The following is a 23896-nucleotide window of genomic DNA, read 5'->3' as shown; positions in this document are numbered from 1 at the left end:
TCGTCCGCAGGTGCCGACCGGGCGCCCTCAGGTACCGCGTCGCTGGTCCACCAGGTAGCCGACGACGAGGTCGGTCAGGTCGGTGACGAGCCTCCGCTCGACGGGCTCGGAACCGGCCGAGCGGAACAGGAGCGTGCCCACCACGAGGTCGAACGCGGTGGCGGCGGACTCGGCGTCGACCCCCCAGCCCTGGGCCAGCGCCGCGACGAACGGGGCCCGCACCTGGGCGCGCAGCTCGGAGCGCAGCTCCGAGTCGGTGGTCTCGGCCAGCACCCCGAGCAGGAGGGCGTGCACGTCGGGCCGGCTCGCGGCGCCGGCGAGCCAGGCCACCGTCGCGCGCAGGTCGCTCTCGCCCGTCACCCCGGGCAGGTCGCCCAGCCGGTCGAGGAGCGCGGCGGCGACAAGGGCGCCCTTGGACTCCCAGCGGCGGTAGACCGTCGTCTTGGCGACCCCCGAGGCGCGGGCGATGTCGTCGAGCGAGGTGGCGCGGTAGCCGTCGCGCGCGACGAGCTCGACGGCGGCGTCGAGCACCGCGCGGCTGATGCCGGCGCGACGCGGACGCCCTGCGGTCCTGCTCACCCGATTGCCCTCCTCGCGGTGCCGGCGGCTGTCGCCGACGTCACCACCCTATATCGCTACTGAGAGTTTCGGAATGCGCGGCGGCGGCGTACCGTCGATTACGAAACTGCTGGTAGCGCAATGGAGGACGACATGACCACGACTCGATCGGCGCGGGGCCGCGCCGCCCTGCGGACCTTCCGCGACGCCGTACCGCTGCGGTCCGTCGGCCTCGTGCTCGGCGTGCTCGTGCTGCAGCTGGCGTTCGTCGCGTCGTACGTCGGCGCGTTCCACGACCCGACGCCCCACGAGATCGAGGTCGGGGTGGTGGCGCCGGACAGCGTCGCGACGCAGGTCGTCGACCGGTTGAACGGCATCGACGGTTCCCCGCTCGAAGCGACGGCGACGAGCGAGGCGGCCGCGCGGACGCAGGTTCGGGACGGCGACCTCGCCGCGGCCCTGGTGGTCTCCGCCGACGGCACCGAGGACACGCTGCTCGTCGCCTCGGGCGGCGGGTCGTCCGTCGTGACCGCCGTGCAGTCCGTGCTCACGCAGGCGGAGGCGTCGCAGGGACGCACGCTCACGACGGAGGACCTCGTGCCCCTCGAGGGCGGGGACGCCCGCGGGCTGACCGGCTTCTACCTCGTCGTCGGGTGGATGGTGGGCGGCTACCTCGTCGCCTCCCTGCTCGGCGTCGCCCGTGGCAGCCGTCCCGCCACGCCCCGCCGGGCGGCGGTGCGGCTCGCGTCGCTGGTGCCGTACGCCGCGGCCTCGGGCCTCGGCGGCGCGCTCGTCGTCGGTCCCTGGCTGGGCGCCCTGGACGGGCCGGTCTGGGTGCTGGCCGGCATCGGGACCCTCGTGGTGCTCGCCGGCGCCGCGATGACGGTGGCCCTCCAGGTGTTGCTGGGCACGGTGGGCATCGCCGTCGCGATCCTGCTCTTCGTCGTCATCGGCAACCCGAGCGCCGGTGGTGCCGTGCCCGCGGCGCTGCTGCCGACCTTCTGGCGCACGGTCGGGCCGTGGCTGCCCAACGGGGCGGCGACGGAGGCGGTGCGCAGCGCTGTCTACTTCGACGCCGCCGGGATCGGTGGCCCCGTGCTGGTCATCGCGGCCTGGGCGGTCGCCGGGGTCGTGCTGACGATGGGCGCGTCCTGGGTGCTGCACCGGCGGGGCGTCACGACAGGTTGATGGCGCCGTCGGGGGAGGTGACGTTGAGGGTGGTCGCGAAGCTGGCAGCGTTGCCGTTCTGCAGCCGACCGAGGCAGCCGACGACGTTCGAGATCGTGAGGTTGCCGGTGTAGCCGGTCTCGTCGATGACGAGCTGCTGCGTGGCCTCGTTGAACGAGGCGCTGGCTCGGCCGGTCACCGTGTAGCGGCAGACGTTGGGGTTCGCCGTGGTGTGGACGCTGGCGTCGATGCCGTCGACTTGGCCCGCGATGGTCTCGTTGCCGGTCGTGGCGTTCGTGCCCGTCCCCGTGATGTTCCAGGTGCCGTTCTGCGTGATGGTCTTGGCGCCGCCGGGGATGGCGCAGCCGACCCAGGTGGTCGTCGAGATCGAGGCGACCGGGTTCACTCCGGTGCCCGAGGTGACCGTGCCGGTGCCACTGACGGACGTGCAGTTCGAGTTGATGATCGTGCCGGCGTTGTTGCGGATGCTGAACATCACGGCGCCCGTGCTGGCGGCGGTGACGCTGTGGCTTGCCGCGGCGCTGCTGCCGCCGACCGACACCGTGTACGGCGGTCCCGCCGCGAACGCCGGGCTGGAGACGATGACGGCGGCGGTCGCGGCCGCGCCGGCGGCGAGTGTCTTCAGCTTCATGGGGGTCTCCTGGGTCGGACGAGGGTGAACGGGCGGTGCACTGTGCGGCTGGGACGGCTCCGCCCGACTCGGGCCGGCACCAGCCGCACCGTCCGCAGCCCTCGGGTGACGCGATGCCTCAGAGGAAACGGCCGTTCGAGACGTCGATCTCGACGGTGTTGCCGGGGCCGGGCACGAGGGCGTTGATCAGCCCGGTGTTCGCCCCGCAGTCGGCGAAGTCGCCGATGGTGTACTCGCCGACGAGGCGTCCGCCTTCGGTGAGGTCGAAGCCGACGCCGGGTTCGGTGCCGACGGGGATGGTGACCGGGGTGGTGGTCTGGCACTTGGTGCCGGTGAAGGTGGGGAAGCCGAGGATCTTGATGTTGGAGAGCTCGACGTTGTAGGTCGCGGTGGCGTCGACGGAGGCGATGTCGCCGGAGAGGTTGATGAATCCGGTGACGGGGGCGACCTCGACGAAGGCGACGTCGGCCTGGACGGGGAGGAGGCCGGCGGCCTTGAAGTTGGTGCGGGTGCCGGGCAGGGGCAGGGAGCCGGTGAAGTTGCCGGTCTCGACGTCGAGGTCGGTGCTGAGGGTGGTGGGGCCGAGGCCGACGTCGGAGCCGGTCTTGGCGATGGTGCTGGTGCCGACGGCGTCGTACTCGATGGGGACGATGGTCGCGGCGTGGGCGGCGAGCGGGATGAGGGCGACGGCGGCGCCGACGCCGGCGGTGGTGAGGGCGCGACGTGCGCGGCGGGTGGTGCTGCTCATGGGAGTCCTGACGTGCGGGAGGCAAGTGGGGAGGGACGGCGAAGCGGGCAGGCCGGGGGGAGAGGTCGGCCTGCCCGCTGCGAGACGCGGTCGATCAGAGGAAGCGGCCGTTCGAGACGTCGATCTCGACGGTGTTGCCGGCGCCCGGGACAAGCAGGTTGATGAGGCCGGTGTTGAGGCCGCAGTTCGAGAACTTGCCGATGGTGTACTCGCCGACGAGGCGTCCGCCTTCGGTGAGGTCGAAGCCGACGCCGGGTTCGGTGCCGACGGGGATGGTGACCGGGGTGGTGGTCTGGCACTTGGTGCCGGTGAAGGTGGGGAAGCCGAGGATCTTGATGTTGGAGAGCTTGACGTTGTAGGTCGCGGTGGCGTCGACGGAGGCGATGTCGCCGGAGAGGTTGATGAATCCGGTGACGGGGGCGACCTCGACGAAGGCGACGTCGGCCTGGACGGGGAGGAGGCCGGCGGCCTTGAAGTTGGTGCGGGTGCCGGGCAGGGGCAGGGAGCCGGTGAAGTTGCCCGAGTCGACGTCGAGGTCGGTGCTGAGGGTGGTGGGGCCGAGGCCGACGTCGGAGCCGGTCTTGGCGATGGTGCTGGTGCCGACGGCGTCGTACTCGATGGGGACGATGGTCGCGGCGTGGGCGGCGAGCGGGATGAGGGCGACGGCGGCGCCGACGCCGGCGGTGGTGAGGGCGCGGCGAACGCGGCGGGTGAACGGGCTGGCGGTCATGCGGGCGGGTCTCCTGACGTGGGGGTGGGGTCGAGCCGAGGAGCGGGCGGGCCGGGGGAGGGGAACGGCCCGCCCGCTCGGGGTCACGACAGGTTGATGGCGCCGTCCGGCGAGGCGACGTTGAGGTTCGCCACCATGTTGGCCGGGTTGCCGTTCTGCAGCTGGCCGAGGCAGCCCACGACGTTCGAGAGGGTCAGGTTGCTCGAGTAGCCGGTCTGGCTGATGTTGAGCTGCTGGGTCGCCTCGTTGAAGGAACCGTTCGCCTGCCCGGTGACCGTGAAGCGACAGATGTTGGGGTTGGACGTCGTGCGCACGGAGGCGTTGGCGCCGCCGACGTAGCCCGCGATCGTCTCGTTGCCGGTCGTCGCGTTGGTGCCCGTGCCGGTGATGTTCCACGTGCCGTTGTGGGTCACGGTGGCCGCGCCGCCGGGGATCGTGCAGCCGGTCCACGTGGTCGTCGCGATCGTCGCGACGGGGTTGACGCCCGTGCCCGAGGTGACGGTGCCGGAGCCCGTCACGGACGAGCAGTTCATGTTGATGATCGTGCCGGAGGTGTTGCGGGCGTTGAACGTCACCGTGCCGGTGCTGGTGGCGCTGATGGCGTGGGTGCCCGCGGCGCTGCTGCCGCCGACCGAGACGGTGTATGGCGGTCCGGCGGCGAACGCGGGGCTGGAGACGGTGACGACGGCGGCGACGGCCGCACCGGCGGCGAGGGTCCTGAGCTTCATTGCTGTCCTCCTGGGTTCCGAGCTTGTGACGGGTGTCACGGGGCCCATGCAGCCCGGTCCAGGGGCCGCGCGTCCAGGGGGGCCGGCCGATGTCGGCGAAATAGGCCGCTGGATTGTCACGGACGTGACAACGGGCAGGGCGCGTTTATCACCCACATGACAACTTTTGCTCCCACGGTGGTCGGGCTCCGGCGCAGCGCTGTCGGCTCCCTCGCGGCCGCTGCGACAGTGCGCCGGTGAGGTCCTCGTCGTTCGTCCGTCGCTGCCTGGCTCCTGCGGGGGTGGTGCTCGCCCTGCTCATGCTGCCCACGGCGGGCAGCGCCGAGCCGGGACCCTTCCCCGGCCTGCCCCTGGTCGAGGACGCCGGTCCGCCCTTCCCGCCGACGCTCGGCATCCCGGGGCAGGACCGCAACGAGGTGTCGTGGCTCAACGGTCCCTACAACGGACTGGCCGGATCGACACGCTCGGAGCAGTGGCTGCGTCTACCCACACGTGCCCTCGCGATCAACGCGACCTTCGGGACGTGCACGGGACCCGCCAACGCGATCCCCGACAACCCCTGCCCCTATCCCGTCTCCGAGGACACCTCGTTCGCCAGCCTTCTGCAAGCGGTGGCCTTCATGGTCTCGCCGGAGGGATCGGAACACCCGTACGGCGAGGGCGAGATCATCCCCGTGCACACGGTCGCGTTCGGGAGCATTCCCGTGGTGGTCGAGATCCAGATGAACCAGGTGCGCGACGGCGACGGGCTCCCGGTCCCCCTGACGACACGGCTGCAGGAGCGGTACACGTCCGCGGCGAGCGGCGACCGCAACAACATGGACCAGGCGACCCTCACGGGTGACGTGCGGCTCCGTGTGGTCTCGCTCGCCGTCGACGGGGTCGACGTGGGGCTGCGTGCCTGCGAGACACCGCCGTTCGCGCTCCGCCTCCAGAGCGAGCCGGACTCGGGCCCGGTGGCCGAGGAACTCCAGTGGGTCGATCCTGACAGGACCGCCTACGGCACGACGGGCGGCAGCTTCAGCGGCACCGTCGACATCCCCGGTCTGTCCGGATGCCGGACGAGCTCCGGCGACGACGTCAGTGCCACGCTCAGCTCCTTCCTCTCAGGTCCCGACAACCCCGTCACCGTGCGGTACGGCACCATGGGGTGCTTCGCGATCCTCGATGACGGGACGCCCGTCTTCGGCCCACCTCCGGCGGGCGCCGACACGCCGGAGGAGGCTGGGTGCTTCGTGTTCGAGAACGTCCCCGGCGACCCCCGGTGGAACTCGATCCCCGTCCCCCGCGAGTACCCGACGTACGCCCCCGGCGACGCCGCGGGGCAGTGACCGGGCCCCCGTCGCTGCCGGGCGTTGACGGACGGCCCACCCGGCGGCTCTACTGTGACCGCAACCACACTGACTTATCGGGGAGTGAGTGCGTGGACGACGTCCTGCGTGGGACCGGCCGACCGGCATGAGCGCCGTGCTGCTCGCCGTCGGTGCCGTCCTGCTGCTCGTCGCCGCCCTCCTCGTCGTGCTGGCCGACACCCTCGCCCTCGCCCCGCTCCGGGCGGACGGCACCGTGGTCCCGCGCGGCGGCGTGCTGCTCGCCGCCGCGCGCCACGGGGACGCCGTCGTCGCCGAGGCCGGTGGCTTCGCGACCGACGGCGAGCTGCAGGTGGTGGCGGTCGAGCCGGTCGAGCCCGACCACGACCGCAACCTGCGCTGGTTCGCCGGGGCGCTCGAGCACCAGGGCGACGGCCCGGTCTCGCGGGCCATCTCACGTCTGGCGGGCAGCGGCCGTGTCACCGACGTACGTCGCGTCCCCGGCGCCGGCATCGAGGGCTCGGTCGACCGCCACCCGGTGCGCGTGGGCGACCCGCGGTGGCTCGGGGTGGCCGCGCCGACCGTCACCCGCGGGGGGCGCACGGTCGCGGTCGAGGTGGACGGGCGGATGCTCGGCTCCATCACGGTCGCCGACCGCGTGCGGCCCGAGGCCACGGGAGCGCTGGCCCGGCTCGCGACCGACGGCTGGGCGACCACGATGGTGACCTCCGCCGGCGAGGTCGAGGCCCAGCGGCTGGCGGCGGAGACCGGGGGCGACGTCCGTGCCGTCGCGGACGCCGACGGCCGTCGGACGCTGGTCGCGGAGCTCGCCGGGGCCGGCCGCTCCGTGGTCTGGGTGGCGGGAGGCGCCGGAACCGTGCCCGTCGGCGCGCGTCTCGCGCTCACCGACACGGCCGGCGCCGCGGTGGCGCGCGCGGGCGACGTGCCGGTGGTGGTGCTGCCCGACGTGGCGGTCGACCGCGTGGAGGTGCTCCTCGCGAGGCTGCGGGGACTGCCGGGGCGGCTGCGCGCCGTACGGATCGGAAGCGGGGCGGCGGCGCTGGCGGGGGCTGCGCTCGTCGTCGCGGGGGTGCTGGTGTGAGCGGGAGGGCTGCACCGGCTGCAGGAAGGGACGCGCCGCGCGTGCGGCGGGCCCGGTCGACGAGGGAGGGAACGCATGGGGGAGCAGACGTGGGTGCGGTGACGTTGCCCATCCGGGCGGAGGACGCCGAGGCGGCGGCGCGCCTGACCAGCGCCGTGCGCTCCGTGGCGCCCGAGCTGGCGCTGGAGATCGCCGACGAGATCCAGGCGAAGGTGGCGAGCTACGCCGGTCACCCCGAGGGGCGTCGGCACCAGCTGATCGAGGGCGCGGTCGCCGCTGCGATCGAGCACCTCATGGCGGTGGCGGAGGGACGCCCGTTCGCCAACGCGCGCGTCGACGACCTCTTCCGCCAGATGGGCCACGGGGAGGCGTGGGAGGAGGGCGACCTCGACGCCACCCAGGCGGCGTTCCGCGTCGCCACCCAGGACGCGTGGCGCCACCTGCGCGACCTCGCGCGCACGCACGGCCTCTCGGCCCACGCGCTCGGGGTGCTGGGCGACCGGATGTTCGCCTACCTCGACCACCTCGTGGAGCAGACCCGCATCGGGTACGACGTCGCGCGACGCCGCCTCGAGGCCGACCGTGGCCGCGCACGGCGCCGGCTGCTCGACGCCCTGCTCCGCGGCGTCGACGGGGAGGCACTCCGGTCGCTGGCGAGTGCGGCGCAGTGGCGCGTGCCGGAGCGGCTCGTCGTGCTGGGCCTGGAGCACCGGGAGGTCACCGTCGCCGACGAGCAGTCGGCCACGCTGCGCCAGCAGGTGCGCGAGGTGCTGGCCGCCGGAGGCGTCCTCGACCGGGTGCTGGTGCGCCCCGACGGCTCGGGGCTCGTGCTGCTGGCGCCCGCGCCCGAGGTCGACGAGGTCGTGGAGGTGCTCGAGCCGCTGCTCGAGCAGACGGGTCACCGGGTCGGCCTGGGCTGGCCGGTCGGTCCCGCCGAGCTGCGCGACGCCCTCCGCTGGGTGCGGAAGATGCTGACGCTGGCCGGATCGGGGATCGTGCCGGACGGCCCGCTGCTCCGGTGCGCCGAGCACCGCACGCAGATCTGGCTGCACGCCGAGCCGCTGCTGCGCCAGGGCCTGGTGCAGGACCTGCTGTCGCCGCTGCTGGCGGAGACCCCCAACTCCCGCGAGATCCTCTCCGAGACGCTGCTGGCGTGGCTCGAGTCGCGGGACAGCGCGCCGGCGATCGCGGCGCGCCTGGGGGTGCACGCCCAGACGGTGCGCTACCGCTGGAAGCGGATCAACGAGCTGTTCGGCGAGGACCTCCACGACCCGGAGTTCGTCGTGTCGCTGACCATGGTGCTCAAGGCCAGCGTCCCGCTGTGGAAGGCCGGCGACCAGCGCGACTTCGAGCGCTTCCACCGGGCGACGGGCTGAGGAGCGTGCCGCTCCCACCCGGCCGGCCGGGGGTGGCCCACGGGTATCGTGACGGCGCGCCCCGGCACCGGGGCCGCGGAGACGATCGGGGGCAACGTGGAGCGTCGGAGAGCTGCGGTCGGAGCGGTCGCGTCGGTGGCCCTGCTGGTGCCGACCCTCGCGGCCTGCCAGGGCGACGGCGAGGTCACGCCTCCGCCGACGCCCCCGTCGACCGCGGCGGCCGCCGACCTCACGCTGGGCACCTACGGCATGCCGCAGGCCGAGGTGGAGGCGCTCGTGTCCGAGACGGCGGAGCTCAACGAGGCCACGGAGACGCGCCAGGTGCAGGTGCAGTCCTCCGACTCGTCGCTGCGTGAGGCCGTCGCGGCGGGCGAGGCCCTGCCCGACCTCTTCTTCGCCTCCAACAGCGACCTGGCCTACCTCGACGGCCAGGACCTCATCGAGCCGGTCGACTCCTACATGGTGGCGCGCAACGTCGACTTCGGCGACACGTTGTCCTACGACGGGGTGAAGGCGTTCACCGTCAACGACCGCCTCGCGTGCATGCCCTACTCGATCGACCCGCTCGTGATGTTCTACAACACGGCGCTCGTCGACTTCGACGCCATGGAGGCCGAGGGCCTGCCCGTGCCGAGCAGCGGCCGGTGGGGCCTCGAGGAGCTCGAGGCCGCGGCCCGCTCCGCGTCCGACCCCGAGGCGGGCACGAAGGGGCTCTACGTCGGACCGACCCTCGAGCAGCTCGCCCCGTTCGTGCTGTCCGGTGGGGGCAGCGTGTTCGACGACCAGACGCCGCCGACCTCGACCGCGCTGTCGGAGGAGTCCTCCGTCAGCGCGCTCACCCAGGCCCTGCAGGTGCTCCGCGAGCCCCAGATCACGCTCACCGCCGACGAGCTGGCCGAGGCCGACGCGATGGAGTGGTTCACGTCGGGTCGCCTCGGGATGATCATGGCGCCGCGCTCCGCGGTGCCTGCGCTGCGCGCGGTGGAGGGGCTCGACTTCGACGTCATCTTCCCGCCGTCGGTGGACGAGCGCGCCACCGTCGGCACCGCCGGCGGCATCTGCATGTCGCTCGACTCCGACGCCAAGGAGGCGGCGGCCGACACCATCGTCGACCTGACCAGCCCCGACGCGATGGCGGGCGTCACCGAGGCGGGCTACATCGTGCCGGTGCTCCTCGAGGTCGCCCAGTCCGAGGCCTACCAGCAGACGGACCAGCTGCCCGAGCACGCGAGCGTCTGGACCAACAACCTGCGCTACACCTACTTCCTGCCGGCCGTGCCGGACGAGGCGGCGCTCGACGCCGCGGTCGCGCCGTACCTCGACGCGCTCCTCAACGACGCCATCCTCAACGAGGAGACGATCCTCTCGACCGTCACCGAGCTCGACGAGGCCTCGCGGCTGCTGCTCGGCGGCAGCGCCGCGGAGGAGGAGTAGCGGTCGCTCAGGCCTCGTCCCCGGGGCTCGGCTCGGGCTGGGGTTCAGGGACCGGCTCCACGTCGCCGGCGATCACGGCGTCGGCGAGCAGGGGCGCGGTGAGCTCCACCTGCCAGGGGCGGGCGCCGTACGACGCGAGCTGCGCGCCCACGGCCTCCACCAGCTCGGCGCGGTCGCGCGTGCGTGGCGGCGACCAGAGCAGCCGCCGGAGGTAGTCGGGCGTCAGCAGGTTCTCGACCGGCACCGAGCGCTCCTCGGCGAGCGCGACGACGGCGTCGCGACCGACCGTGTGGCGACGGGCGGCGGCGGGGTCCTTGTCGGCCCAGGCCCGGACCGGCGGCGGTCCGTCGCCCCGCAGGGTGCGGGCAGGCAGCGCGGACTCGTCGAGGTCGAGGGCCTCCTGGATCGCCTCGACCCAGCGCGTGGCGTACCGGTCCGCTCCCCGGCCCTTGAAGCCCGGCGTCGCGAGCAGCGCCGCGCGCGTCGTGGGGAGCGCCTCGGCCGCGGCGATGATCGCGGAGTCGGGCAGCACGCGGCTGGGCGTGGTGTCGCGGGTGCGGGCGACCTCGTCGCGGGTCGTCCAGAGGGCGCGGACCGCGGCGAGGGCTCGGCGGCCGCGCAGCTTGTGGGTGCCGGACACCCGTCGCCACGGGTCGACCCGCACGGTCGGCGTGAAGGAGAGCAGGTGCTCGAACTCCTGGCGCGCCCACTCGGTCTTGCCCTGCTCCTCGAGCTCGGCGACGAGGAGCGCGCGCAGCTCGACGAGCACCTCCACGTCGAGCGCGGCGTAGACCAGCCACGGCTCCGGCAGCGGGCGGCGCGACCAGTCGACGGCGGAGTGCTCCTTGCGCATCCGCCGCCCGAGCTGGCGCTCGACGAGGCTCGCGAGCCCCACGCGCGGGTGGCCCAGCAGACGTCCGGCGAGCTCGGTGTCGAACAGCTTCGCCGGGTGCAGCCCCACCTCGGCGAGGCACGGCAGGTCCTGCGTCGCGGCGTGGAGGATCCACTCGGCGTCGCCGATGGCCTCCTGCAGCGGGGCGAGGGACGCGAAGGCGATGGGGTCGACCAGCGCCGTACCGGCGCCCTCGCGGCGCAGCTGGATGAGGTAGGCGCGGTTGGAGTAGCGGTAGCCCGACGCGCGCTCGGCGTCGATCGCGACCGGGCCGTCCGCCGTGGCGAGCGCGGCGCAGTACTCCGCCAGGGCCTCCGCGGTCTCGATGACCGGGGTGAGCCCGTCGCGCAGCTCGAGCAGCGGGGCCTCGGGAGCCTCCGGGGGCTCCTGGGCGTCGTCGGGTCCCGTCGACGGGGCGTCGGTCACGAGCGGCCCCGCTGGCGGCGGCTGGGGAGCAGCGCGACGCCGTCGGGCAGCGGCGGGAGTCCCGCGGCCTGGCACATGAGCTCCGCCCAGGCCTCGGTGTGCTTGTCGAGCGCGAGGTCGCTGGGGGACCACGACGCGCGGATCTCGATCTGCGCGGTGGTCTCGTCGTCGGACATCTGGCCGAACCCGCGCGTCGTGACGCAGGTGACGGTGCCGGCGGCCGCGACGTACCCGGCGCCGTGCGCCTCGAGGGCCTCCCGCAACCACGACCAGCCGACCTCGGCGAGCATCGGGTCGGTGGCGAGCTCGCCCTCGATGTCGGCGCGCACGTAGGTCACGCAGCGGAACGTGCCGTCCCACGCGTCGTTGCCGTCGGGGTCGTGCAGCAGGATGAGGCGGCCGGTCGCGACCTCCTCCTCGCCCTCCTCGACGTCGCCCGTGACGGCGGCCGCGTAGGGCGCGATCCGGCGCGGGGCCGGCATCTCCTCCAGGTGCACCTCGGGTCGCACCCGTGCCCCCCGCATCGCCGCCACGGCGTCGCGGAAGGCGCTCGGGACGAGCCCGGCGTCGGTGCCCGGGCGCGCGTCATGTCCAGCGGCCATGGGCCGAGGGTAAGCCGGGGCGGCCGGGTCGGCCGTGCGCCACGCCGCCTGACCTGCGAGGATCGGGGGGTGTCCGCGCCCCAGCCCGTCCCGCAGCCCGACCCCCGCCTCGCCGACTCGGTCTTCCTCAGGGCCGCACGCGGGGAGGCGGTGCCGCACACGCCGGTCTGGTACATGCGGCAGGCCGGGCGCTCGCTGCCGGAGTACCTGCGGGTGCGCGAGGGCATCGGCATGCTCGAGTCCTGCATGGACGCCGACCTCGTCACCGAGATCACGCTCCAGCCGGTGCGCCGGTACGGCGTCGACGCGGCCGTGTTCTTCTCCGACATCGTGCTGCCGCTCAAGGCGGTCGGTGTCGACCTCGACATCAAGCCGGGCATCGGCCCGGTCGTGGCGAACCCGGTGCGCACCCTGGCCGACGTCGCCGCGATCCCCGACCTCACGCCGGAGCACGTCCCCTTCATCACCGAGGCCGTCCGTCGGTTGGCGGGCGAGCTGGGCGGCACCCCGCTGCTCGGCTTCGCGGGCGCGCCGTTCACGGTGGCGTCCTACCTCGTCGAGGGTGGTCCGTCGAAGGAGCACGCGCGCACGAAGGCGATGATGTTCGGCGCCCCCGACGTGTGGGCGGCGCTCATGGAGAAGATCGCCGGGATCGCGGCGGCCTTCCTCGAGGTGCAGGTGCGGGCCGGTGCCTCGGCCGTGCAGCTCTTCGACTCGTGGGCGGGGGCGCTCACCCCGGCCGACTACGCGACCCACGTGCAGCCCCACTCGGCGCGCGTGCTCGCCGCGGTCGGCGAGCTGGGCGTGCCGCGGATCCACTTCGGGGTGGGCACGTCCAACCTGCTCGGGCTGATGGGCGACGCCGGTGCCGACATCGTGGGTGTCGACTGGCGCACCCCGCTGGCGGACGCGATCGGCCGCGTCGGCGGCCGGGGGGTGCAGGGCAACCTCGACCCGACGCTGGTGTTCGCGCCCACCGAGGTGCTGCTCGCGCGGGCCGCGGAGGTCATCGAGGCCGGTCGCGCCGCGCCGGGCCACATCTTCAACCTCGGCCACGGGGTCATCCCCTCGACCGACCCCGGCCAGCTCGAGCGGCTGACGGAGTTCGTGCAGACCTACGCGCTGGACTGAGCTCCGGACCAGCCGAGGTCAGCCCCGGTCCAGCTTCGCCTGCAGGCGCTGCATGCCCGCGAGCCAACGGTCGGTGTCGCCCGCGCGGGCGGCGTAGTAGTCCGCCACCTCCGGGTGCGGCAGCACCAGGAACCGCTGCTCGTCCAGCGCGCGCACCCAGGCGTCGGCGACGTCGGACGGCTCCAGCGCCGAGTCGCGCGACAGCAGCCCGGTGAGCGGCCCGGCGTTCTCCAGCATGGCCGTGCGCACGCCCTGCGGGCACAGCGCCTGCACCGCGACGCCGCGGTGCCCGTACGTCGCGCTCAACCACTCCGCGAACCCGACGGCCGCGTGCTTCGTGACGGAGTACGGCGCGGAGCCCAGCATCGTCAGCAGCCCGGCCGCCGACGCGGTGACGACGAAGCGCCCGCCGGTGCCGCCGGTCTCCTCGGCACGGGCGAGCCAGCCGGGGACGAGCTCGCGGGCCGCCCGCACGTGGGCCATGACGTTGACGTCGACCATGCGGGCCCACTCCGCGTCGGAGGTCGCGAGGCTGGGGGCGGCGTCGACCATCCCGCCCGCCGTGGAGTCGATGCCGGCGTTGGCGAGGAAGACGTCGACCCGGCCGAGCTCGGCGACGGCGGTGGCGAGCACGCGGCGTACGCCGTCGGTGGTGGCGACGTCCCCAGGAGCCGCGGTGCCCCCGACCTCCGCCGCGACGGCGGCGGCCGCGTCCGCGTCGAGGTCGTTGACCACCACCCGGGCACCCTCGGCCGCGGCCCGCACGGCGAGGGCACGGCCGATGCCGCGTCCACCGCCGGTGACGACCACGCCGAGGCCCGCGAGCCGCTCGGCCGGGGCGGGCGAGGTGCTCACACGCCGCCCGTCAGCGTCAGGCCGCCGTCGAGCACGAGGGTCTGGCCCGTGGTCCACGACGCGTCGTCGGAGAGCAGGTGGGCGACGGCGCCGGCGATGTCCTCGGGGACGCCGAGGCGCTGGAGGGGGTACGCCGCGGAGACCTCCTCCTCGCGACCCGAGTAGAGGGCCTCCGCGAAGCGGGTCTTGACGACGGCCGGCGCCACGGCGTTGACCCGGATGCCGGGCCCGAGCTCGACCGCGAGCTCCTCGGTGAGGTGCACGAGGAGGGCCTTCGAGGCGCCGTAGAAGCCGATGCCCGGAGCCGGTCGGAGGCCCGCGACGGAGACGACGTTGACGATCGAGCCGCCGTGCTCGGCCATCCAGCCGCCCACGACCTTCTGGGTCCAGGCCAGCGTGCCGATGGCGTTGACCTCGAGGATCTTGCGGGCCGCGTCGAGGTCGATGTCCATGAGCGTGCCGTAGGTCGGGTTGATGCCCGTGTTGTTGACGAGCAGGTCGAGGCTGCCGAAGGTCTCGACCGCGCGGGCGACGACGTCCGCCTGGTGCTCCTCGTCGTCGGCGCGGCCCGCGATGCCGAGCGCCTTCGACGGGCCGCCCAGCTCGGCGACGGCCGCCTCGAGGGCGTCGACCTTGCGGGCGGTGATGACGACCCGGGCGCCCTCGTCGACCAGCCGCTGGGCGATGGCGAGGCCGATGCCGCGGCTGGCGCCGGTGACGAGGGCGGTCTTGCCGGCGAGGCCGGGGGATGCGGGCATGGCGGTGCCTTCCTGTTGCTGGACCTGCTGGACGTGCCGCGGTGCTGTGACCTGGGCCATGCCTACCAGATCGACGCGGGCACGATGGGGGTGCCCGTCAGGCGGGCGTCCGCAGGGGGCCGTCGCCCGCGGGCGCGCGCTCGAGCACCTCCACATCGTCGCCGACCCGGATCTCGGGGGCCGGCGCGCCGGGCACGGGCGCGGGCACGTCGGGGACGAGGTTGATGCCGAACCAGACACCCCCGTCGTACCGGCGCAGGCGCGCGAGGGTGCGCGTCGGCTCGTGGCCGCGCTCGCCCGTCGTGGGGTCGAAGGTCGTCATGACGCAGCGGGCGCAGCCCTTCACGGCGCGGAAGGTGACGTCGCCGACGCGGATCCGGCGCCAGTCGTCCTCCGCCCACGCCGGCTCGTCCCCGGCGAGCACGAGGTTGGGACGGAAGCGGGCCATCCCGAGGGGCTCCGCGGCGCCCTGGGTGTGCTCGAGGAGCGCGTCGTCGAGGGCGGCGAGGGACGCGGTGGTGGTGAGGAGGAGCGGGTAGCCGTCGGCGAACGACACGCGGTCGTCGGGGTGGGAGTAGCGCGGATCGGCCGGGCGGCGGGTCGGGTCGTCGAGGTGGACGAGGCGCAGGGGACGGCCGAGGAGGTCGCTCAGCCAGGCGTCCGCGGCGGGCTGCGGGGCCGCGGTGAGGTGGGAGCCCCAGACCTCGACGGGCAGCTGGGTGGCCGGGTCGGGGACGGGCACGGTGATCGAGGACGACGCGGCCCCGGTGCCCGTCGCCAGCTCCAGCGCGCCGTACCCCTCCGCGAGGAGGCGGGCCCGCACGAGCAGGAGGGCCGGGTCGGTGCGGGCCGAGACGAAGTCACCCGGTTGGCGGCCCCCGCGCCCCTCGGTGGCCTCGACGACCATCCACCGCCGGTCCCCGGCGAGGCCCCACGGCTCGACGACGGAGACGTCGAGGTCCTCGGCGTGCATCGACTTGACCGGGTAGCGGTGGAGGGCGGAGACGGCGAGCGGCACGCTGCGCAGCGTAATCGGCTGGCGCGTCTCAGCGGGGGACCGGATGATGGCTCCTCGTGGGTCACGTGGACGTCGCCGGGGTGCGCTACGAGCTGCCGGACGGGCGGGTGCTGCTGGCCGACGTCTCGTTCCGCGTCGGGGACGGGCAGAAGGTCGCGCTCGTCGGCGCCAACGGCGCGGGCAAGACGACGCTGCTGCGCATCGTGACGGGCGACCTCGTGCCCCACGAGGGCGCCGTGACGCGGTCGGGCGGGCTCGGGGTGATGCGGCAGTTCGTGGGCCAGGGCGTCGTGCGGACGGGGGCGGACGGGGACGCGGAGGTCGCCGACCCCACCGTGGGTGACCTGCTGGCGTCGGTGGCGCCCGAGCGGGTGCGCGCGGCGCTCGCCGCCGTCGACCGCTGCGAGCTCGCGCTCATGGAGACCGACGACGAGCCGACGCAGATGCGGTACGCCACCGCGCTGGGCGAGCTCGCCGACGCCGGCGGGTACGAGATCGAGGTCGTCTGGGACACGTGCGCCGTCGCCGCGCTGGGCATGCCGTGGGAGCGGGCGCGCAACCGGCTGCTCCGCACCCTGTCGGGCGGCGAGCAGAAGCGGCTCGTGCTGGAGTACCTGCTCCGCGGCCCCGACGAGGTGCTGCTCCTCGACGAGCCGGACAACTACCTCGACGTACCCGGCAAGATCTGGCTCGAGCAGCGCATCGCCGCGTCGTCCAAGACCATCCTGCTCGTCAGCCACGACCGCGAGCTGCTCGCGAACACCGCCACGCGGGTGGTGACCGTCGAGCTCGGCAGTGCCGGGGCGGGCAACTCGGTGTGGACGCACGTCGGCGGGTTCGGCAGCTACCACGACGCGCGGCGCGACCGGTTCGAGCGGTTCGAGGAGCTGCGGCGGCGCTGGGACGAGGAGCACGCCAAGCTGAAGGCCCTCGTGCACCGGCTGCGGGTGAAGTCGGAGTTCAACGACGGCATGGCGGGCGCCTACAAGGCGGCGCAGACCCGGTTGTCGAAGTTCGAGGAGGCCGGCCCGCCCACGGCGCAGCCGCGGGAGCAGCAGGTGACGATGCGGCTGCGGGGCGGACGCACGGGCAAGCGCGCCGTCGTCTGCGAGCAGCTGGGGCTCACCGGGCTGATGGACCCCTTCGACCTGGAGGTCTGGTACGGCGAGCGCGTCGCCGTGCTCGGCTCCAACGGCTCCGGCAAGTCGCACTTCCTGCGGCTGCTGGCCGGCGGTGGCACCGACCCCGATGTCGAGCACCGGCCCGTGGGGGAGACCCCACCGGCGCCGGTGCCCCACACGGGGCGGGCGCGGCTCGGGGCGCGGGTGCGGCCGGGGTGGTTCGTGCAGACGCACGAGCACCCGGAGCTCGTCGGGCGCACCCTGACCGAGATCCTCCACCGCGGCGACGGCTCGCCCCACGGCCGCGCCGGGATGGGACGGGAGCAGGCGGCGCGGGTGCTCGACCGCTACGAGCTCGCCGCGAGTGCCGACCAGCCCTACGAGTCGCTGTCGGGCGGTCAGCAGGCCCGCTTCCAGATCCTGCTGCTGGAGCTGTCGGGCGCGACCCTGCTGCTGCTCGACGAGCCCACGGACAACCTCGACGTCGCCTCGGCCGAGGCCCTCGAGGAGGGGTTGGCGGCGTTCGAGGGCACGGTGCTCGCGGTGACCCACGACCGCTGGTTCGCGCGCGGCTTCGACCGGTTCCTCGTGTACGGCGCCGACGGCACCGTCTACGAGTCCACCGAGCCCGTCTGGGACGAGGGCCGCGTGGCGCGGGCCCGGTAGCTCGTCGCGTCGAGTTGTCACCTACGCCGTGGCGTGGCCGCCGAGGCTGTACGACGTGCGGGACCCGGGACCCGGGACCCGGGGCCTGGGGTCCGGGGTCCGGGGTCCGGGGTCCGGGGTCCGGGGCAGGAAACTGCGCACAGCCCCGGGCTGGGAGAAAGAAAACGCGGACCGGAGGTTCTCGGCCCTCGGCGTGTCGGGGTCCGGAGTCCGCGTTTTCTTTCCCCGGGGCTGGAGCGCGTCCGCGTTTTCTTTCCCCGGCGCGCCGTACCTGACAACTCGACGCACCCAGCCCGGCGCCCCGCCGCACCGGCGTGCCTCCCCGCTGGGCCGGGGCCGCGCTCCTACCCTCGTGGCTCGGGCTCGGCTGCTCGTCGACACCCCACTTCCCCATCGGACCCGCACGGGGTCCTACCCAGAGCGAGGCACACCGGATGATGAGAGGCGTCATCGGCCGCGACATGGCGGTCGACCTGGGCACCGCGAACACGCTCGTCTACGTGCGTGGCAAGGGCGTGCTGCTCGACGAACCGTCGGTCGTCGCCCTCAACACGATGACGCAGGAGATCGTCGCGGTCGGCCATGAGGCCAAGCGGATGATCGGCCGCGCCCCCGACACGATCATGCCGATCCGTCCCCTCAAGGACGGCGTCATCGCCGACTTCGAGGCCTGCGAGCAGATGCTCCGCTTCTTCATCCAGGCGGTGCACAAGCGCCGCTACCTGGCGAAGCCGCGCCTGGTCGTCTGCGTGCCGAGCGGCATCACCGCGGTCGAGCAGCGGGCGGTGAAGGAGGCGGGCTACCAGGCGGGCGCCCGCCGGGTCTACATCGTCGAGGAGCCCATGGCGGCGGCGATCGGTGCCGGGCTGCCGGTGCACGAGGCGACGGGCAACATGGTCGTCGACGTCGGCGGCGGCACGACGGAGGTCGCCGTCATCTCCCTCGGCGGCATCGTCACGTCCCTGTCGATCCGCACCGCCGGCGACGACCTCGACCAGGCCGTCATCGCGTGGATGAAGAAGGAGCACTCGCTGCTCCTCGGCGAGCGCACGGCCGAGGAGATCAAGACCACCGTCGGTTCCGCCTTCCCCACCTCCGGTGACCCGGACGTCGAGGTCCGCGGCCGCGACCTCGTCTCGGGCCTCCCGCGCACGGTCAGCGTCAGCACGTCGGAGATCCGCCAGGCCCTCGAGGAGCCGGTGCACGCGATCGTCGACGCCGTGCGCGTCACCCTCGACCAGACGCCGCCCGAGCTGGCCGGCGACATCATGGACCGCGGCATCGTGCTCACGGGCGGCGGCGCCCTGCTGCGCGGCCTCGACGAGCGCATCCGTCACGAGACCGGCATGCCGGTGCACGTCGCGGAGAGCCCGCTGACGTCGGTCGCCCTCGGAGCGGGTCGCTGCGTCGAGGAGTTCGAGGCCCTTCAGGCGGTGCTCGTCTCCGACCGCCGGAGGTACTGACGGTGGCCCTCCGCACCCCCCTCCCGCCGACCGGGCCCGACACCGGCCCGGGCCCCGGCGACCGCGCTCCGCGTCCCGGCAAGGACGACCGCCTGGGCCGCACGGGGCGTCCCCGCGGCCTCGCCCGCCTGCGCCGCCTCCCCCTCACGGTGTCGTGGGCGCCCGGCGAGGCGCAGGAGCGACGCCCACCGCGCGCGCTCGTGGCCGCGCTCGCCATCACCGGCCTCTCCCTCATGACCCTCGACCACCTCGGCGGCGACAGCTCGCCCGTCGAGCCCGCGCGCACCGTCGTGGGCGAGGTCGTCGGGCCGCTGGAGTCCGTGGCGGCCGCGGCGGTCCGTCCCGTGGCGGCGGTCCCCGCGTGGTTCCAGACCCAGGCGTCCCTGCGGGACGACCTCGCGGCCGCCGAGGCCGCGAACGCCGAGCTCGAGAGCCGGCTCGCGACCGAGCCGCTCGACCGCGCGCGCCTGGCCGAGTACGACGGTCTCCTCACCGCCGCCGCTGCCCAGCAGGTGGACCTCGTCCCCGCCCGGGTGGTCGCGTACGGCGCGGCGCAGACCTTCACCCGCACCGTCACCATCGACGCGGGGACGTCGTCGGGCGTGCAGCCCGACATGACGGTGATCGCCCCGGCGGGCCTGGTGGGCCGCGTCGTCGGGGTGACCCGCACGACCGCCACGGTGCTCCTCGTCGTCGACGTCGACTCCACCGTGGGTGCCCGGGTGGGCAGCTCGAACGAGGTCGGCTTCCTCTCGGGCGGCGGGTCGTTGGACGAGCCGAGCCGCCTCGACCTCGACCTGGTCGACACCACCGTCGTACCGGCCGAGGGCGACGTCGTCGCGACCTGGGGGAGCGGCAACGCCGGTCCCTACGTCGCGGGCGTGCCCATCGGCACCGTCGCCGAGCTGTTCTCGACGCCTCGCGACACCACGAAGCGCGCGGTCATCGAGCCGTTCGTCGACTTCAGCCGGCTCGACACGGTCGGCGTCGTCGTGCCCCCCGACACCGAGAGCGACCGCGCTCTCATCGGACCCGACGGGATCCGCCGATGAACGCCGCGCGCACGGCCGTGACCGCCCTCGCCGTCCTCCTCGCCGTGGTGCTGCAGGCCGCGCTGCTGCCGGAGCTGTCGTGGCGGGGCGTGGTGCCCAACCTCGTGCTGCTCGTGGTCGTCGCCGGTGCCCTGACCCGCGGCCCGAACGTCGGCGTGATCCTCGGCTTCTGCGCCGGCCTGGCGCTCGACCTCGCCCCGCCGGCGGACCACCTGGCGGGTCGGTGGGCGCTCGCGCTCATGGTCGTCGGGTACGTCGCGGGCAGCGTCCGCCGCGACGAGCGGCCCACGCTGCCCGTGGTGCTCGTGACGGCCGCCGTCGCCTCGTTCGTCGGGTCGTCCGTGTTCGCGCTGCTCGGCGTCGTCATGCAGGACCCGGCGACGTCCGTCGGTGACGTGCTCGCCGCGGTGGGGGTCGGGCTCGTGAGCGACCTGGTCGTCGCGCCGCTGGTGCTGCTGCCCCTCCTCGTGCTGCTGACGCGCTTCGAGCCGCAGCGACGGTTCGCCTGATGGCCGCCTCGTCGACGCGTCGCGCCACGCCGGAGAGCCCCGGCGCGAAGCGCAGCCGGCTCCGGTTGATCGTCGTGCAGGCCCTCGTGCTGGCGTTGTTCGGCACCCTCCTGGCGCGGCTCTGGTACGTCCAGGTGCTCGACGGCGAGCTCTATCAGGCGAAGGCCGCGTCGCAGTCGGTGCGCGACATCGTCGTGCAGCCGCAGCGTGGGCTCATCGTCGACGCGCAGGGCCGTCCGCTCGTCGCGAACCGGACGGCCTGGGTCGTCGCGGTCGACCGCAGCGTGCTCGGCCAGATGGACGACGCGGCGGCCGACGTGCTGCTCGACCGGGTCGCCACCGCCGTCGGCCTCGAGCGTCCCGCGCTCGACGGTGCGCTCCTCGACTGCGGCGACGCGGGCTCGGTGGAGGGCACCTGCTGGAACGGCTCGCCGTACCAGCCCGTGCCGATCGCCGTCGACGTCGACCGCGAGGTGGCGCTGGCCATCCGCGAGCAGCCCGAGGACTACCCGGCCGTCGTGGTCGACGAGCAGACGGTGCGCGACTACCCCGCGCCGTACGGCGTCAACGCCGCCCACCTCCTCGGCTACCTCAGCCCCATCACCGAGAGCGAGCTCGACGCGGCCGAGGACGCGGACGACGCGTCGGTCAACGGCGCCTCCGTGGTGGGCCGCGCGGGCATCGAGCAGGAGTACGACGCGTGGCTGCGTGGCATGCCGGGCTACCGGCGCGTGGCGGTCGACTCCATGGGCCAGGTGATCGGCGACGACTCGGAGATCGAGGCGACGCCCGGCGACACGCTCGTGACCTCGATCGACGCCCAGGTGCAGTCGGTCGTCGAGCAGCAGCTGGCCTCGACGATCGAGACGGCGCGGAACACGCGGGACACGGTGACGGGCCGCAACTACGTCGCCGACTCGGGCGCGGTCGTCGTCATGGAGGCCGACACGGGACGGATCGTGGCGATGGCGAGCCAGCCGACCTACGACCCGGGCGTGTGGACGGGCGGCATCTCCCAGACCGACCTCGACCGGCTCTACTCGGAGGAGGCCGGCACCCCGCTGCTCTCGCGTGCGACCCAGGGCCAGTTCGCGCCGGGGTCGACGTGGAAGCCGTTCATGACGGCCGGGGCGCTCGAGAACGGCTACACCACCGACAGCCGCCTCGACTGCTCGTCGAGCCTGCGGGTCGGCAACCGCGACTTCAAGAACTACGAGTCCGGGGCCTACGGCTCCATCGGCTTCGCCAAGGCGCTCGAGGTCTCCTGCAACACGTTCTTCTACCGGATCGGCTACGACTTCTGGGCCACCTACGGCTCCGACGTCGAGGACGTCGACGCCTTCGACCCGCTGGTCGACGAGGCCAAGGAGTGGGGCTTCGGCACCGCGACGGGCGTCGACCTGCCCGGCGAGGCGTCGGGCCGGATCGCCGACCGCGCCTGGAAGCGGGAGTACTACGAGGCGCAGAAGGACTTCTACTGCGGTCTCGCGGAGGAGGACGGCAACGACTTCCAGCACCGGTTCGCGCGGGAGTTCTGCGTGGAGGGCTACGCCTACCGCGCCGGTGACGCGGTCAACTTCTCCATCGGGCAGGGCGACACCATCGTCACGCCGCTGCAGCTGGCCGACGCCTACGCCGCGCTCGCCAACGGCGGCACCCTCTACGAGCCGCGGGTCGCGAAGGCCGTCGTCTCGCCGGACGGCGAGCTGGTGCGGGAGATCGCTCCCGAGGTCAAGGCGACGGTCGACGTGCCCTCCGACGTGGTCGACTACATCGACGGCGCGCTGCAGGGCGTCACCCGCGAGGGGACGATGGCCTGGCGCATGGGCGGCTTCCCGCTCGACGACGTCGTCGTCCGGTCCAAGACCGGCTCCGCGGAGGTCTACGGCAAGCAGTCGACGTCGTGGGTCGCGTCGTACTCCGACGACTACGTCGTCGTCATGATGGTGTCGCAGGGCGGCACGGGCTCGGGCACCTCGGGCCCGGCGGTGCGCGCGATCTGGGAGTCGCTGTACGGCGTGGAGGGCGACACCGTCGTCCCGACGGCCGCCGCGATCCCCGGCGTCGTCGCCGGCGAGGAGCTCCCGACGTTCACCCCCGACGGCTCCATCCTCCCGCCGGCCCGCGACCCGCAGGAGGGCTCGTGACCGTCACCCCGCTGCGCCCGCTCGGGGCGCGTCCCCTCGGCGGTCGCGGCGCGGCCGCCGCCACGACCCGCACCCGCATCCCCGGGCTCGACTGGGTGCTCCTCGCCGCCGTCGCCGCGCTGCTCGTCGTCGGGACCCTGCTCGTCTGGTCGGCCACCGCGACGCGCGCCTCGCTCGTCGGCGACGACTCCACCGCCTTCCTGCGCCGCCAGCTCGTCAACGTCGCGATCGGCGTCGTGCTCGCGGTCGTCGTCGTGGCCACCGACCACCGCTGGCTGCGGATCGTGGCGCCCCTCGTCTACCTCGTGTCCGTCGTGGGCCTCGTGCTGGTGCTCGTCATGGGCTCGACCATCAACGGCTCCCGGTCGTGGCTGCGTCTCGGGGGCATGTCCATCCAGCCGGCCGAGTTCGCGAAGCTCGCGGTCGTCGTCGGCATGGCCCTCCTCGTCGCGGAGCGTGCGCAGTCCTCGTGGCGCCGCTCGGTGGGCACCCGGGAGGTCGTCGGCATGCTCGCCATCGCCGCCGTGCCCGCCGCGCTGATCCTGGCCCAGCCCGACCTCGGCACCATGCTCGTGCTGAGCGCCACGGTGCTCGGCGTGCTGGCGATCGCCGGCACCCCCCGGCGCTGGATCCTCGGGCTGCTCGTCGCGGGCGCCGGCGCGGCCGTCCTCGCGGTGGGTGCGGGGGTGCTGAAGCCCTACCAGGTCGACCGCTTCCTCGCGTTCACGAACCCCGGTCTCGACCCGCGCGGCGCGGGCTACAACACCGAGCAGGCCCGCATCGCCATCGGCAACGGCGGGCTCTTCGGCCAGGGGCTCTTCGACGGGTCGCAGACGCGCTCGGGGTTCGTGCCGGAGCAGCAGACCGACTTCATCTTCACCGTCGCGGGGGAGGAGCTGGGTCTCGTCGGCGCGGGCCTCGTCGTGGCCCTGCTGGCGCTCGTCGTCTGGCGCGCCCTGCGCATCGCGTCGGCCTCCGACGACGCGTTCGGCCGGGTCGCCGCCGGCGGCATCGCCTGTTGGTTCGGCTTCCAGGCGTTCCAGAACGTCGGGATGTGCCTCGGCATCATGCCGGTCACCGGCGTGCCGCTGCCGTTCGTCTCCTACGGCGGCTCGTCCCTCTTCGCGGTCATGCTGGCCGTCGGGGTGCTGCAGAGCATCCACCTCCGCAACGGCACGCGCGGCGAGGCCGGCTGAGCGTCGGCGGCGGTCGCCCCGGCGGGCCTGGCTCGCCGGGGTTCAGGAAAACGCGGACGCGTGGAGGACGGCGGAGGAAAGTGCGCGGCCGGCGCGGGCCGGAGAAAGAAAACGCGGACCGGCGCTGGGATTGCCTCGGCGTGTCGCGGCTCGGAGTCCGCGTTCTCTTTCGCCCGCGCAGGACCGGCCCCGGGGCGTTCCGCGTTTTCTTTCTCCCAGGATGGTGCGGCCGTCGGGACCAGATCGACGGGCCTG

Annotated in this window: 22 protein-coding genes; 12 read left to right on the top strand and 10 right to left on the bottom strand. The window is 73.9% G+C overall.

Annotated elements, in window-relative coordinates; translation table 11 throughout:
* Window positions 1–27 precede the first annotated feature (27 nt).
* Window positions 28–579, bottom strand: a complete 552-nt coding sequence (locus G3T38_RS03490) for a TetR family transcriptional regulator (RefSeq protein ID WP_174267598.1) — start codon at window positions 577–579, stop codon at window positions 28–30.
* A 132-nt stretch (window positions 580–711) separates the two neighbouring features.
* Here G3T38_RS03490 and G3T38_RS03485 point away from each other — a divergent pair, with 132 nt between their 5' ends.
* Complete coding sequence (locus tag G3T38_RS03485; protein WP_163770712.1) at window positions 712–1746, top strand: ABC transporter permease; 1035 nt, start codon at window positions 712–714, stop codon at window positions 1744–1746.
* On the opposite strand, the gene G3T38_RS03480 is transcribed toward G3T38_RS03485, so the two are convergent.
* The 4 genes from G3T38_RS03480 to G3T38_RS03465 all read right to left on the bottom strand — a co-directional run bounded on the left by G3T38_RS03480 (window position 1733) and on the right by G3T38_RS03465 (window position 4583).
* A complete protein-coding gene (locus G3T38_RS03480; protein ID WP_163770711.1) occupies window positions 1733–2377 on the bottom strand; it encodes a hypothetical protein in 645 nt (214 codons plus the stop codon). The two genes, G3T38_RS03485 and G3T38_RS03480, sit on opposite strands and share 14 nt — an antisense overlap.
* A 118-nt stretch (window positions 2378–2495) precedes the next feature.
* Window positions 2496–3125 (bottom strand): hypothetical protein, encoded by a 630-nt coding sequence (locus G3T38_RS03475; RefSeq protein WP_163770710.1) that lies wholly within the window; start codon window positions 3123–3125, stop codon window positions 2496–2498.
* 94 nt (window positions 3126–3219) lie between these two features.
* Window positions 3220–3855 carry a hypothetical protein gene (locus G3T38_RS03470; protein ID WP_163770709.1) on the bottom strand — a complete coding sequence of 212 codons (636 nt, stop codon included), beginning with the start codon at window positions 3853–3855 and terminating at the stop codon, window positions 3220–3222.
* A gap of 83 nt (window positions 3856–3938) precedes the next feature.
* Window positions 3939–4583 (bottom strand): hypothetical protein, encoded by a 645-nt coding sequence (locus tag G3T38_RS03465; protein WP_163770708.1) that lies wholly within the window; start codon window positions 4581–4583, stop codon window positions 3939–3941.
* Between the two features lie 236 nt (window positions 4584–4819).
* Here G3T38_RS03465 and G3T38_RS03460 point away from each other — a divergent pair, with 236 nt between their 5' ends.
* The 4 genes from G3T38_RS03460 (at window position 4820) to G3T38_RS03445 (ending at window position 9805) form a co-directional block, all read left to right on the top strand.
* Window positions 4820–5914: a hypothetical protein gene (locus tag G3T38_RS03460; RefSeq protein WP_163770707.1), complete on the top strand. Its 1095-nt coding sequence runs from the start codon at window positions 4820–4822 to the stop codon at window positions 5912–5914.
* Between the two features lie 127 nt (window positions 5915–6041).
* Window positions 6042–6995 carry an HAD family hydrolase gene (locus tag G3T38_RS03455; RefSeq protein ID WP_163770706.1) on the top strand — a complete coding sequence of 318 codons (954 nt, stop codon included), beginning with the start codon at window positions 6042–6044 and terminating at the stop codon, window positions 6993–6995.
* Between the two features lie 98 nt (window positions 6996–7093).
* Window positions 7094–8371: a PucR-like N-terminal domain-containing protein gene (locus G3T38_RS03450; RefSeq protein ID WP_163770705.1), complete on the top strand. Its 1278-nt coding sequence runs from the start codon at window positions 7094–7096 to the stop codon at window positions 8369–8371.
* Between the two features lie 48 nt (window positions 8372–8419).
* The gene (locus tag G3T38_RS03445) at window positions 8420–9805 is read left to right on the top strand and encodes an extracellular solute-binding protein (protein ID WP_163770704.1); all 1386 of its coding nucleotides are present in this window, start codon (window positions 8420–8422) and stop codon (window positions 9803–9805) included.
* Between the two features lie 7 nt (window positions 9806–9812).
* On the opposite strand, the gene G3T38_RS03440 is transcribed toward G3T38_RS03445, so the two are convergent.
* Entirely contained in the window at window positions 9813–11123 is a 1311-nt protein-coding gene (locus tag G3T38_RS03440) for an HRDC domain-containing protein (RefSeq protein ID WP_163770703.1), read from the bottom strand.
* The gene (locus tag G3T38_RS03435; RefSeq protein WP_163770702.1) at window positions 11120–11725 is read right to left on the bottom strand and encodes a DUF3000 domain-containing protein; all 606 of its coding nucleotides are present in this window, start codon (window positions 11723–11725) and stop codon (window positions 11120–11122) included. The genes G3T38_RS03440 and G3T38_RS03435 overlap by 4 nt, the downstream gene beginning before the upstream one ends.
* Window positions 11726–11794: 69 nt before the next feature.
* On the opposite strand from G3T38_RS03435, the gene hemE reads away from it, so the two are divergent.
* The gene (gene hemE / locus G3T38_RS03430) at window positions 11795–12856 is read left to right on the top strand and encodes a uroporphyrinogen decarboxylase (RefSeq protein WP_338037442.1); all 1062 of its coding nucleotides are present in this window, start codon (window positions 11795–11797) and stop codon (window positions 12854–12856) included.
* 18 nt (window positions 12857–12874) lie between these two features.
* On the opposite strand, the gene G3T38_RS03425 is transcribed toward hemE, so the two are convergent.
* The 3 genes from G3T38_RS03425 to G3T38_RS03415 all read right to left on the bottom strand — a co-directional run bounded on the left by G3T38_RS03425 (window position 12875) and on the right by G3T38_RS03415 (window position 15487).
* Window positions 12875–13711: an SDR family NAD(P)-dependent oxidoreductase gene (locus tag G3T38_RS03425; RefSeq protein WP_163770700.1), complete on the bottom strand. Its 837-nt coding sequence runs from the start codon at window positions 13709–13711 to the stop codon at window positions 12875–12877.
* Window positions 13708–14469 (bottom strand): SDR family oxidoreductase, encoded by a 762-nt coding sequence (locus G3T38_RS03420; protein ID WP_163770699.1) that lies wholly within the window; start codon window positions 14467–14469, stop codon window positions 13708–13710. Before G3T38_RS03420 ends, G3T38_RS03425 begins: the two co-directional genes overlap by 4 nt.
* Before the next feature lie 97 nt (window positions 14470–14566).
* Window positions 14567–15487 carry an MOSC domain-containing protein gene (locus G3T38_RS03415; protein ID WP_338037441.1) on the bottom strand — a complete coding sequence of 307 codons (921 nt, stop codon included), beginning with the start codon at window positions 15485–15487 and terminating at the stop codon, window positions 14567–14569.
* A 56-nt stretch (window positions 15488–15543) separates the two neighbouring features.
* On the opposite strand from G3T38_RS03415, the gene G3T38_RS03410 reads away from it, so the two are divergent.
* The 6 genes from G3T38_RS03410 (at window position 15544) to rodA (ending at window position 23641) form a co-directional block, all read left to right on the top strand.
* Entirely contained in the window at window positions 15544–17274 is a 1731-nt protein-coding gene (locus G3T38_RS03410) for an ATP-binding cassette domain-containing protein (protein ID WP_163770698.1), read from the top strand.
* A 434-nt stretch (window positions 17275–17708) separates the two neighbouring features.
* Window positions 17709–18737 carry a rod shape-determining protein gene (locus tag G3T38_RS03405; RefSeq protein WP_275940814.1) on the top strand — a complete coding sequence of 343 codons (1029 nt, stop codon included), beginning with the start codon at window positions 17709–17711 and terminating at the stop codon, window positions 18735–18737.
* Between the two features lie 2 nt (window positions 18738–18739).
* On the top strand, window positions 18740–19789 hold the full coding sequence (gene mreC / locus G3T38_RS03400; protein ID WP_338037440.1) for a rod shape-determining protein MreC: 1050 nt from the start codon (window positions 18740–18742) through the stop codon (window positions 19787–19789).
* A complete protein-coding gene (mreD, locus tag G3T38_RS03395) occupies window positions 19786–20298 on the top strand; it encodes a rod shape-determining protein MreD (RefSeq protein WP_163770697.1) in 513 nt (170 codons plus the stop codon). Before mreC ends, mreD begins: the two co-directional genes overlap by 4 nt.
* Window positions 20298–22445 carry a penicillin-binding protein 2 gene (gene mrdA / locus G3T38_RS03390; RefSeq protein WP_163770696.1) on the top strand — a complete coding sequence of 716 codons (2148 nt, stop codon included), beginning with the start codon at window positions 20298–20300 and terminating at the stop codon, window positions 22443–22445. The genes mreD and mrdA overlap by 1 nt, the downstream gene beginning before the upstream one ends.
* A complete protein-coding gene (rodA, locus tag G3T38_RS03385) occupies window positions 22442–23641 on the top strand; it encodes a rod shape-determining protein RodA (RefSeq protein WP_338037439.1) in 1200 nt (399 codons plus the stop codon). The genes mrdA and rodA overlap by 4 nt, the downstream gene beginning before the upstream one ends.
* Window positions 23642–23896: the final 255 nt, after the last annotated feature.

Source organism: Nocardioides zeae, assembly GCF_010686755.1.
Taxonomy (GTDB): Bacteria; Actinomycetota; Actinomycetes; order Propionibacteriales; family Nocardioidaceae; genus Nocardioides; species Nocardioides zeae.
The sequence above is the reverse complement of the archived record's forward strand: the minus strand, read 5'-3'. Positions and strand labels throughout refer to the sequence as shown.